This is a genomic window from Pseudomonas sp. MBLB4136 (assembly GCF_051904765.1).
GTDB lineage: Bacteria > Pseudomonadota > Gammaproteobacteria > Pseudomonadales > Pseudomonadaceae > Aquipseudomonas.
Genome location: NZ_CP196713.1, coordinates 4,368,222 through 4,378,425 on the forward strand (window position 1 = coordinate 4,368,222; position 10,204 = coordinate 4,378,425).

A 10,204-nucleotide genomic window follows, 5' to 3' on the forward strand; every position below is an offset into this window, starting at 1 on the left:
GACAGTTAATGAATATGATTGCCCGCCGCGCCGTCGGCGCAGTCCTCGGCGCGCTCTGCATGCCGCTGATGGCACTCGCCGCCGCCCCCCAACCGACCCACGAATTCAGCCTGGACAATGGCCTCAAGGTCATAGTCCGCGAAGATCACCGCGCGCCGGTGGTGGTTTCCCAGCTCTGGTACAAGGTCGGCTCCAGCTACGAGACGCCTGGCCAGACCGGCCTGTCCCATGCCCTGGAGCACATGATGTTCAAGGGCAGTCGCAAGCTTGGTCCCGGCGAGGCCTCGCGCATCCTGCGCGAGCTGGGCGCCGAGGAGAACGCTTTCACCAGCGACGACTACACCGCCTACTACCAGGTGTTGGCGCGCGATCGCCTGGCCGTGGCCCTGGAGCTGGAGGCCGATCGCCTGGCCAGCCTCAAGCTGCCGGCCGACGAGTTCCAGCGTGAGATCGAGGTGATCAAGGAGGAGCGCCGCCTGCGCACCGACGACAAGCCGTCGAGCAAGGCCTACGAACGCTTCAAGGCCATGGCCTACCCCGCCAGCGGCTACCACACCCCGACCATCGGCTGGATGGCCGACCTCGAGCGCATGAGCATCGAGGAGCTGCGCGCCTGGTACCAGGCCTGGTACGCGCCGAACAACGCCACCCTGGTGGTGGTCGGCGATGTCACGGCCGATGAGGTCAGGACGCTGGCCGAGCGCTACTTCGGCCCCATTCCCCGGCGCCCGGTACCAACCGCCAAGGCCCCGCGCGAGCTGCCGGCACCAGGCGAGCGACGCCTCACCCTGCACCTGAAGACCCAGTTGCCGAACCTGCTGATGGGCTTCAACGTACCGGGCCTGGCCACCGCCGAGCACCCACGTCAGGTGCACGCCCTGCGCCTGATCGCCGCCCTGCTCGACGGCGGCTACAGCGCACGCTTGCCGACGCGCCTGGAGCGCGGCGAGGAACTGGTGTCCGGCGCGTCCGCCTGGTACAACGCCTACGCCCGCGGCGACAGCCTGTTCGTGCTGTCCGCCACGCCCAACGTGCAGACCGGCAAGACCCTGGAGCAGACCGAGGCCGGCCTGTGGCGCGAGCTGCAGGACCTGCAGCAGACTCCGCCCTCCGCCGAGGAGCTGGCGCGGGTGCGCGCCCAGGTGATCGCCGGGCTGGTCTACGACCGCGACTCGATCACCAGCCAGGCCACCACCATCGGCCAGCTGGAAACCGTCGGCCTGTCCTGGAAGCTGATCGATCAGGAACTGGCCGAGCTGGAGGCCGTGACCCCGGCCGATATCCAGCATGCCGCACGCACCTTCTTCACCCGCGACCGCCTCAGCGTCGCCCATGTCCTGCCCGAGGAGGCGCGCAATGAGTGAACGCAACGGTCTACGCTACGGCCTGCTCGGCCTGGCACTCGCAGCGCTGCTGGCGCTCCTGCTGCTGGTGGTCGCCTCCGACCACAGCGCCGCACCCGAGCCTGCTCCGGTCGCCAGCAGCAAGCTCGAGTCCCTCGCCGAACTGAACGGCCAGGCGCCGACGCGCCGCGACCTGCAGATCCAGACCTGGCAGACAGCCGAAGGCGCCAAGGTGCTGTTCGTCGAGGCCCGCCAGTTGCCGATGTTCGACCTGCGCCTGCTCTTCGCCGCCGGCAGCAGTCAGGATGACGGCGTGCCCGGCCTGGCCATGCTGACCAACGCCATGCTCAACGAGGGCGTGCCGGGCCTGGATGCCGGTGCCATCGCCGCCGGCTTCGAGAACCTCGGCGCGCAGTTCGGCAACGGCTCCTACCGCGACATGGCGGTGGCCAGCCTGCGCGCCCTCAGCGCCCCGGAGATTCGTGAGCCGGCACTGCGCCTGTTCGACCAGGTGGTAGGCCAGCCGAGCTTCCCCGAGGACGCCCTGACGCGGATCAAGAACCAGGTGTTGGCGGGCCTCGAGTACCAGAAGCAGGACCCGGGCAAGCTGGCCAGCCTGGAACTGTTCCAGCGTCTGTACGGTGAGCATCCCTATGCCCACCCCAGCGACGGCACCGAGCAGTCGATCCCCTCGATCGACCCCGAGCAGCTGCGCGCCTTCCACGCCAAGGCCTATGCCGCCGGCAATGCGGTGATCGCCCTGGTCGGCGACCTCTCGCGCAGCGAAGCCGAGGCCATGGCCGCCCAGGTCTCGGCGGCGCTGCCGCAAGGGCCGGCGCTGCCGCGCATTGCCCAGCCGGAGTCACCGCAGCCCGGCAGCAGCCACATCGACTTTCCCTCCAAGCAGACCCATCTGATGCTCGCCCAACTCGGCATCGACCGCCGCGACCCCGACTACGCCGCGCTCTACCTGGGTAACCAGGTCTTCGGCGGCGGCGGCTTCGGCTCCCGCCTGATGGAAGAAGTGCGCGAGAAACGCGGACTGACCTATGGCGTCTACTCCGGTTTCAGCGCCATGCAGGCGCGCGGCCCGTTCATGATCAACCTGCAGACCCGCGCCGAGCTCAGCGCCGGCACCCTGCAGCTGGTCAAGGACCTGCTGCGCGAGTTCCTGGAGCAGGGCCCGACGCAGAAGGAACTGGACGACGCCAAGCGCGAACTGGCCGGCAGCTTCCCGCTGTCCACCGCGAGCAATTCGGCGATCGTCGGCCAGCTCGGCACGATCGGCTTCTACGACCTGCAGCTGGACTACCTGGAGACCTTCGTCACCCAGGTCCAGGCCCTCAGCGTCGAGCAGGTCAAGGCGGCGATGGCCAGGCACCTCGACCCCGAGGCCCTGGTGATCGTCACCGCCGGACCGAGCGTGGCCCAGCAGGAACTGCCGCCACCGACGGACAAACCCAGCGAAGCGCCTGCCGGCGTACCGGAGCACTGATGCGCAGAGTCACCGCCAAACCCGCCAAGGCCCACGGCGGCCAGGGCCAGCTGCGCATCATCGGTGGCCAGTGGCGCTCGCGCCGTTTCGCCTTCCCCGATGGCCCGAGCCTGCGCCCGACCCCCGACCGCGTGCGCGAGACGCTGTTCAACTGGCTGGCGCCCTATGTCGAAGGGGCACGGGTGCTCGACCCCTTCGCCGGCAGCGGCGCGCTGTACCTGGAGGCGCTGTCGCGTGGCGCCAGCAGCGCCCTGGCCCTGGACCTCAACCCGGACTCGGTGGCCGCCCTGCGCGGCCACCTGCAGACCCTGCGCTGCGAGCACGGCCAGCTACTGCAGGCCGACGCCCTGGCCTACCTGCAGCAGCAGCCGGCCACGCCCTTCGACCTGGTGTTTCTCGACCCACCGTTCCACCAGGGGCTGCTGTCGCCCATCTGCACCCTACTGGAGGAGCGCGGCTGGCTCGGCGCCGACGCCTGGATCTACAGCGAAAGCGAAACGCCGCCCTCTAGCCTGGGCCTGCCCGGCAACTGGCGGCTGCACCGGGAGAAGCAGGCCGGCCAGGTGTACTACGCACTGTGGCACCGCGGCGCCTAGGGCGATGACGCCACCCCGGCGGTACACTGCGACATGAGCACGAACTTCACCCCCGCCTGGTGGCTGCCCGGCCCGCACCTGCAGACCCTGTGGAACCCGCTGTGCCGCAAGCCGGCGAGCCTGCGGCGCCGGCGTGAGCGCCTGTGGCTGGCGGACGGCGATTTCCTCGACCTCGACTGGCACGGCCCGCACAGCGCCAGCGCGCCCCTGGTGCTGGTGCTGCACGGGCTGACCGGCTCGTCCGACTCGCGCTATGTGGTGGGGCTGCAACTGGCTTTAGCCGCCCAAGGCTGGGCCAGCGTGGCATTGAACTGGCGCGGCTGCTCCGGGGAGCCCAACCTGCTGCCGCGCGGCTACCACTCCGGCGCCAGCGAGGACCTAGCGGAAACCGTGCGCCACCTGCGCGCCCAGCGGCCGCAGGCGCCGCTCTATGCGGTCGGCTATTCGCTGGGCGGCAACGTGCTGCTCAAGCACCTCGGCGAAGCCGGCGGCGACAGCCCGTTGCGCGGCGCGGTGGCGGTGTCGGTGCCGTTTCGCCTGGACCAGTGCGCCGACCGCATCGGCCAGGGCTTCTCGCGGGTCTACCAGGCGCACTTCATGCGCGAGATGGTCGCCTACGTGCGCAGCAAGCAGCGCCTGTTCGCCGATCTGGGCCAGGCCGATCGCCTGTCGACCCTGGAGCGGCTAGGCCCGCTGGACGGCATGCGCACCTTCTGGGACTTCGACGGCCGCATCACCGCGCCGCTGCATGGCTTCAGCGATGCCCAGGACTACTACCAGCGTTCGTCGAGCCGCTACTTTCTCGGCCGCATCCACACTCCGACCCTGATCATCCAGGCCGCCGACGACCCCTTCGTATTCCGCCACAGCCTGCCGGAGCCGAGCGAGCTGGCGCCTGGCGTGCAGTTCGAACTGCACGCCCACGGCGGCCACGTCGGCTTCGTCGACGGCTCGCCGCGCCGCCCCGGCTACTACCTGGAGCGGCGCATTCCGCAGTGGCTGGCCGCCAGGGCCGCCGACTAGCGACTGAGCATAAAGGTCTCGTACTCGAGATCGTCGAGGGAGCGGGTCAGGCGCGCCAGGCCGAGCAGCACGCAGGCCAGCAGGGACAGGGTGAAGCCATAGCCGAAGAAGCTCGGCCCCAGGTACTGGCTGAGCGCGGTCAGCGCGCCGTTGAGCACCACGAACAGCAGGCACAGCTGCATGACGATGACGCGCTTGTCGAGGTAGAAGAACACGTTGAGCAGGGCCATGAACACCACCTGGACGCTGACGCCGATCAGGTCGACGTAGAACAGCGGCAGGTAGTAGGAGGAAATCCCCAGCCACTCCAGCAGCTGCGGCCCGAGCAGGAACAGCAGGACCACGGTCAGCCCCTGGACCTTGCAGATCTCCAGCAGGCCCTGGCGGATCGCCAGGATCATCTGCTCCTTCAGCTGGCCGATGTGCTGCAGGGTTTCGCCACCGCGGATCGCCGCATAGACCCGCTCGTACCACTCGGCGAAGTCGGTTTCGATGCGCACCAGGAACACCGCCATGCCGGGAATGATCGCCAGGTAGGCGAGGAAGATCGGCAGGTCGTAGAGGATCGACGCACGCAGCGGACCGATCACCGCGTCGGAGGTGTGCGGGTTGAACCAGAAGAAGAACTTGTCGATCCAGATGCCGAGGTTGTAGCACAGGCCGGTCACCACCAGGCTGACGAACACCTGGCGCCGGTCGAGGAAGTCGAACGCCACCAGGCGCGGCGCCGGGTACTCGCGCAGGATATCGAACAGGAACATGAACAGCAGGCTGGCGTGGCCGATCAACAGCGCCAGCAGCAAGCCGTCCATCTTCATGAAACGCAGCAGCAGCGCGCAGAGCACCATCAGCGAATAGCCCGCCAGCATCACCAGCAGGATGCGGTTATAGGCCTTCATCCCGGAGAGGAAGATGATCACCAGCCACAGGTTGCACAACACCACGAAGTTGGCCAGCACCAGCAGGCGGTAGAACAGCGGCTGGTCGAACAGCAGCGCCAGGATGAGCACCGCCAGCGCACCCGATGACAGGGTCACCAGCAGGAGGATGCCGACCAGGTTGGGCAGGATCAGGTCGCTGCGCTTCTCGAACAGCCGGTCGGAGATGAAGCGGGTGAAGAACAGCTGGGCGCCGCCGGTGAAGATCAGCGAGCCGGCCATCAGGTAGGTGACCGTCACCAGGAACTGGCGGATGAGGATTTCCGGCACCACCACGCCCAGGCTCAGCACGCCGATCAGCATCACGCTGATGATCGACAACACCCAGGGCCCGGAGCTGATCAGGCCGGCGTAGACGTAGGCGCGCAGGGTGGCCGAGTAGGAGTCACGGGCGAGGATCTTGCGCAGTTCGAAACCGATTCCGGCCATTTCAGACGGACTCCATGGCCTGTTGATAGAGGGAGCGATAGCGGTCGAGCATAAGCTCCTCGGTGTAGTAGCGGTTGACCCGGGTCAGGCCGACGGCCTGGGCCTCCCGCCAGCGCTGGGGGTTACCCAGCAGGTCGAGAATCGCCCGCGCCGTCGCCTGCGGGTCGGCGATGGCCACCACCTCGCCGGCGCTGCCGAGGCCACGGTCCTCCTCGCCGGCGCCCTCGATCAGCTCGCGGCAGGAGCCGACGTCGGTGCTGACCACCGGCGTGCCGGCCGCCCAGGCCTCGAGAATCACCAGGGGCTGGGCCTCGCTGATCGAGGTCAGCACCATCAGGCCCAGTTTGGGCATCACGTCATGGATCTTCTGGAAGCCGAGGAACTTCACCTTGCCTTCCAGGCCGAGGCTGGTCACCAGGCTATGACACTCATGGGCGTAGTCCGGGTCCTCCTCCTCGGGCCCGACCACCCAGCCTTCGGCCTCGGGAATGGCGCTGACAACCGAGCGCATCGCCCGGATGAAGGTCTTCAGGTCCTTGATCGGCACCACCCGGCCGATCAGCCCCACCACCGGCGGTATGCCCTCCGGCCGCTGCGCCATGGCGTTGGCCCAGGCGCCCATGGCGATGCCGTTGGGGATCACCCGGGTGCGCGACGCGGCGGCGCCATCGGCGATCTGCCGCTGACGGTTGCCATCGTACAGCGCGATGATCGGCTCGGCCGAGCGGTAGGCGAGCAGGCCGATGCGCTCGAAGAAGCGGATCCACAGGCGGCGGATATAGCTGACCTCGGCATCCAGCCCGGTGCTCAGGGCTTCGTCCGGGTTCTCCGAGATCCAGCTGGCCTGGGCCAGGTCGATCTTGCGCTCCTTGGTATAGATCCCATGCTCGCTGAGCAGGTAGTTGCACTGCCAGCGGTGCTGGAGGATGGCCCCCAGCAACCCGGCGTAGCCGGTGGAGATCGAGTGCAGCACCCGCGCCCGCGGCAGTCGCCGCGCCGCCTCGGCGAGCATCAGCAAGGGCGCCTGCATGGTACGCAGGGTCCAGAAATAGTTGACGAAGGACGGATCGCTGCAATGCCGGGTGTAGCCGTCGGTGATGGCCTCCCAGCTGGCCTTGCTGTGCAGCACGTCGTCCAGGCTCAGGGTGCCGCTGGCGAGCATCTCGAGCATCGCCTGGCCTTGCTCCGCGGTAGGCGCATCGGGATGGTGAAGGAACTGATGCAGGTCGCGCAGCACCGCTCGCGGCCCCTCTCCTCGCGCTGCGCTAACGGCCGCCCCGGGCAGCCAGGCGCTCTCGAGAAAATGCTCCTCGATATGCAGGACGTTGGCGGGGATCGCATATTGGCGCTTGCCATAGGCCTCGCGCTGACCGCCGATGAAGAACACCGAGAAGGTCAGCTCGGGCAGGCCGAGGATCAGCTGGTTGACCCAGCTCGAGACGCCACCGCGCACGTAGGGCCAGGTGCCCTCGAGCAGCAGGCAGATATCGGCGGTCGGCAAGGGTTCGGCGGGTTTCTTCATAGCCAGTATCTCGCCAGTTCTGCGAAGGGCGGACGCTGCAGCAGCTGCGCCGGCAGGGTCGCCAGCAGTGCGGCAATATCGCCATAGCGGCGCTGCAGGAAGGCGATCTCGGCGCGGAACGGCACCAGTTTCTGCGCGTCGATGCCGGCCGCTTCGGCCTGCTGGAAATGCGCCTCGGCCTGGTCCAGCAAGCCCTGCTGCAGGGCGATGCGCCCGGCGAGCAGGTGTGACTCGCCATTGCCGGGGCCGACCAGGGCATGCTCGACATGTTCGCGGGCCTGATTGAGCACGTGCTCCAGTACGCTGCCCTGGGCCAGGCCCAGGTAGGCCAGCTCCCAGTACCAGCGCGCCAGGGTGGCGTGCAGTGCCGGCCGCTGTTCCTCGGCCGCCGCGACCAGCTCGCCGAGCGCCGTTTCGATGCGCTGGTTGATCCGGCTCTCCTGCTGGTCGAGCATCGAGTAGGCCAGCAGGCGCACATCATCGGCCGGATCGCGCAGGGCCAGCTTGAGGATCGGGATGGAGTCGCGCCCGTCCATGCGCCGGGTGGCGAACAGCGCATTCAGGCGCTTCTCGGTACTGGGGGCGTGACGCACCACGTCCTGCAGGCCGCCATCGCTGAACATCAGGTCGCCGCGCTGATCCTGCGGGCGAAACGGCAGATCCGGCACCGCCAGCGAATCCCACGCCTGTTCCTGCTGCTTGCGCGGCAGGTACAACGCCGGAAACACCGCGAGGATCACGCCGATGGCGCCGAGCAGCGGCACGAAGAACGCCAGGGCGAAGATGAACAGCGGGCTCCAGGGCAAGGGGAACTTGTAGCGGCGCGGCAGCAACAGCCAGATCCCGGCGCTGAGCAGCAGGCTGCCCAGGGCATGGGCCGTCGCGTACAGCAGGGCTGCCTGGCCGACCGGCAGCTGCGCGGACAGACTCGCCCAGCTGCTCAGCTCGAACAGAAAGGCGCCGCTAAATAGCCACTTGCTGGTCACTGAAGGCGCACTCGTTGAAGAGGAAATGGCGCAGGGCCTGGCGCTCGTTGCGGGCGTCCAGGCCATAGGCATGGGTGGTCACGCCCAGGCTGCCGAGCCCCTGGTCGAGGCCGAAACGCTCGCGCAACAGGCTGTTCAGGCGCAGCAGGTAGCCCTCGGCGCCCTCGGCCGATGTCAGCGGCAGCAGCACCAGCACGCAGGTATTGCCCCGCTGATTGGTCAATTTGAGCTGCAGGTCGAGACCGCGCTGGCTGCCCTCGATCAGCCGCAGCAGCTCATCGTGGTGGGCCGCAGGCTCGAGCTCGAACGCATAGAGGTAGGCCTCCAGCGAATGCTGCTCGGCATCGATCAGCGAACGCTTGAGGTTCTGGCTGAACGCCTGGGCGTCGCTGTCCGGCAATTGCAGGGCCAGCGGGTCGCTGAGCAGCAGGTCGGCGATATGCCCGGCGAGAATCATCAGCAGGCTCAGGGTGCGCTCGTTGAAGGCGAAGAAGGGCATCTGCTCCACGGCGAGTATTGCCAGCACGCGTCCTTCTGTGTCCACCAGGGGGATGCACGCCTGGTACAACGAGTGCTGGCGATGCTCGCCGCGCTCCAGCAGGGCCTCGCGCACGCTGACCAGCTCCCCGCGCTTGAGGCACAGGCGCACCAGCAGGTCGTCATGGCGCAGTGCCGAGACCTCGCCGATGCTGCTCAAGGCTTCGGCGTCGATCCGCCCCCGGGCACCGACGCGGTAGAGCCCGGCGACGCGGAAGGAGCCATACATCGCCAGCAGACTGAGGATCGAACCGGCCAGGGCGACCAACGCATCATCGCCGCGCGGCAGCGCGCGCAACTGGCTGCGCAACCCCAGCAGCGAACTGCGCAGGCTCTGGTCGGTGCCGGCCACACGCTGCTCCAGGCGGTCGTGGGATATGCGCAGGATGTAGTGCGCCCGGGTGAACTCATCCAGGCGCAGCTGGCGGTAGTCGTTGGCCAGATCCAGACGCTCCAGGCGGCGCTCCCAGATGTCGCGAAACTCGCCGACCAGCATGCCGCTGATCAACACGCCGACGATGAACGAGGCCGGCATGTCCTGGTACAGCGCCTCGCCGTAGGCGCGGCAGAGGAACAGCGCCAGCACCAGCATGGCGGCGCTGGCCAGGCCGTTCATGAAGCCATAGCGCATGCCCAGCAACAACGGCGCCATGATCACCCAGGGGAAGGCCGCCTCGACCATCAGCGGGTCTTCCGGCGACAGCCAGAAGCCCAGGCCGATGGCCAACGCGCTGAGCAGCAGAGTCTCCAGCCAGGACACACGGCTGCTGGCCCGTGGCGCCAGGGTGAAGTCCTTGTGGGCCGATTCCATCGCCATCAGTCGAGCTGCAGGTCGCCGACCAGCTCGCGCAGCACCTTCTGCGCGGTCCCCGCCAGGCTCTCCCGCGACCAGCCGGCTCGCGCGCCGCTGTTGCTCCAGAGCACCCGGCCGCTGGCGGGCTCGATCACCTGCAGGCTGATGCCGACGGCGGGCTCACCGTCCAGCCCGCTCTTGTACTGCCACTCCTCGACGCTGCCGCTGACCACGTAGTCCAGGCCCTGCTGACGCGCCCAGGCCAGCGCCTGGGTGAGGCGTTCGCGGTCGTCCAGCAGGGTCAGGTCGGCCTGGGGCAGCGCCGGATACAGACGCGGCCGCAGCCCCTGCTCGGCCAGCACGCTGAGCAGGATCTGCTCGGCCCGCTCACCGGCCTGGGGCGCCTGGGAAAAGTTGACCAGCGGCAACAGCCCCCACTGTGCACCTTGCGGGAAGGCAGGGCCGCTCTCCCGGGTGAAGCTGGAACAGCCCGCGACAAGCAGAGCAATGGCCACCAGGGCCAGACTGCGTAGGGATTGCAT

The 10,204-nt window shown here is 68.2% G+C and carries 9 protein-coding genes; 4 read left to right on the top strand and 5 right to left on the bottom strand.

The genetic code is table 11. The annotated features are described in order from the left end of the window. Window positions 1-8 precede the first annotated feature (8 nt). Genes ACSX1D_RS20050 through ACSX1D_RS20065 form a run of 4 tightly spaced genes read left to right on the top strand, consistent with a single transcriptional unit; the run spans window position 9 to window position 4,457 of the window. Window positions 9-1,364: a M16 family metallopeptidase gene (locus ACSX1D_RS20050; RefSeq protein WP_439860131.1), complete on the top strand. Its 1,356-nt coding sequence runs from the start codon at window positions 9-11 to the stop codon at window positions 1,362-1,364. Next, window positions 1,357-2,838: a M16 family metallopeptidase gene (locus ACSX1D_RS20055; RefSeq protein ID WP_439860132.1), complete on the top strand. Its 1,482-nt coding sequence runs from the start codon at window positions 1,357-1,359 to the stop codon at window positions 2,836-2,838. The genes ACSX1D_RS20050 and ACSX1D_RS20055 overlap by 8 nt, the downstream gene beginning before the upstream one ends. Then, window positions 2,838-3,434, top strand: a complete 597-nt coding sequence (gene rsmD, locus ACSX1D_RS20060) for a 16S rRNA (guanine(966)-N(2))-methyltransferase RsmD (protein WP_439860133.1) — start codon at window positions 2,838-2,840, stop codon at window positions 3,432-3,434. Before ACSX1D_RS20055 ends, rsmD begins: the two co-directional genes overlap by 1 nt. A gap of 33 nt (window positions 3,435-3,467) precedes the next feature. After that, window positions 3,468-4,457: a hydrolase gene (locus ACSX1D_RS20065; protein WP_439860134.1), complete on the top strand. Its 990-nt coding sequence runs from the start codon at window positions 3,468-3,470 to the stop codon at window positions 4,455-4,457. Here the strand turns inward: ACSX1D_RS20065 and pelG are convergent. The 5 genes from pelG to ACSX1D_RS20090 are packed head-to-tail and all read right to left on the bottom strand — an operon-like array spanning window position 4,454 to window position 10,204. Next, a complete protein-coding gene (gene pelG / locus ACSX1D_RS20070; RefSeq protein WP_439860135.1) occupies window positions 4,454-5,824 on the bottom strand; it encodes an exopolysaccharide Pel transporter PelG in 1,371 nt (456 codons plus the stop codon). The two genes, ACSX1D_RS20065 and pelG, sit on opposite strands and share 4 nt — an antisense overlap. 1 nt (window position 5,825) lies before the next feature. Next, window positions 5,826-7,346, bottom strand: coding sequence for a GT4 family glycosyltransferase PelF (gene pelF / locus ACSX1D_RS20075; protein ID WP_439860136.1), 1,521 nt, complete (start codon window positions 7,344-7,346; stop codon window positions 5,826-5,828). Then, the gene (locus ACSX1D_RS20080) at window positions 7,343-8,332 is read right to left on the bottom strand and encodes a HEAT repeat domain-containing protein (RefSeq protein ID WP_439860137.1); all 990 of its coding nucleotides are present in this window, start codon (window positions 8,330-8,332) and stop codon (window positions 7,343-7,345) included. The genes pelF and ACSX1D_RS20080 overlap by 4 nt, the downstream gene beginning before the upstream one ends. Beyond that, window positions 8,310-9,680 carry a PelD GGDEF domain-containing protein gene (locus ACSX1D_RS20085; protein WP_439862370.1) on the bottom strand — a complete coding sequence of 457 codons (1,371 nt, stop codon included), beginning with the start codon at window positions 9,678-9,680 and terminating at the stop codon, window positions 8,310-8,312. The genes ACSX1D_RS20080 and ACSX1D_RS20085 overlap by 23 nt, the downstream gene beginning before the upstream one ends. A 5-nt stretch (window positions 9,681-9,685) precedes the next feature. Next, a complete protein-coding gene (locus ACSX1D_RS20090; protein ID WP_439860138.1) occupies window positions 9,686-10,204 on the bottom strand; it encodes a penicillin-binding protein activator LpoB in 519 nt (172 codons plus the stop codon).

What these genes read in the sequence shown, in the direction of transcription:
- ACSX1D_RS20055 (WP_439860132.1), top strand. Translation starts at nt 1,357, where the DNA reads ATGAGTGAACGCAACGGTCTACGCTACGGCCTGCTCGGCCTGGCACTC.
- pelF (WP_439860136.1), bottom strand. Translation starts at nt 7,346, where the DNA reads ATGAAGAAACCCGCCGAACCCTTGCCGACCGCCGATATCTGCCTGCTG.
- pelG (WP_439860135.1), bottom strand. Translation starts at nt 5,824, where the DNA reads ATGGCCGGAATCGGTTTCGAACTGCGCAAGATCCTCGCCCGTGACTCC.
- ACSX1D_RS20090 (WP_439860138.1), bottom strand. Translation starts at nt 10,204, where the DNA reads ATGCAATCCCTACGCAGTCTGGCCCTGGTGGCCATTGCTCTGCTTGTC.
- ACSX1D_RS20085 (WP_439862370.1), bottom strand. Translation starts at nt 9,680, where the DNA reads ATGGAATCGGCCCACAAGGACTTCACCCTGGCGCCACGGGCCAGCAGC.
- rsmD (WP_439860133.1), top strand. Translation starts at nt 2,838, where the DNA reads ATGCGCAGAGTCACCGCCAAACCCGCCAAGGCCCACGGCGGCCAGGGC.
- ACSX1D_RS20065 (WP_439860134.1), top strand. Translation starts at nt 3,468, where the DNA reads ATGAGCACGAACTTCACCCCCGCCTGGTGGCTGCCCGGCCCGCACCTG.
- ACSX1D_RS20050 (WP_439860131.1), top strand. Translation starts at nt 9, where the DNA reads ATGAATATGATTGCCCGCCGCGCCGTCGGCGCAGTCCTCGGCGCGCTC.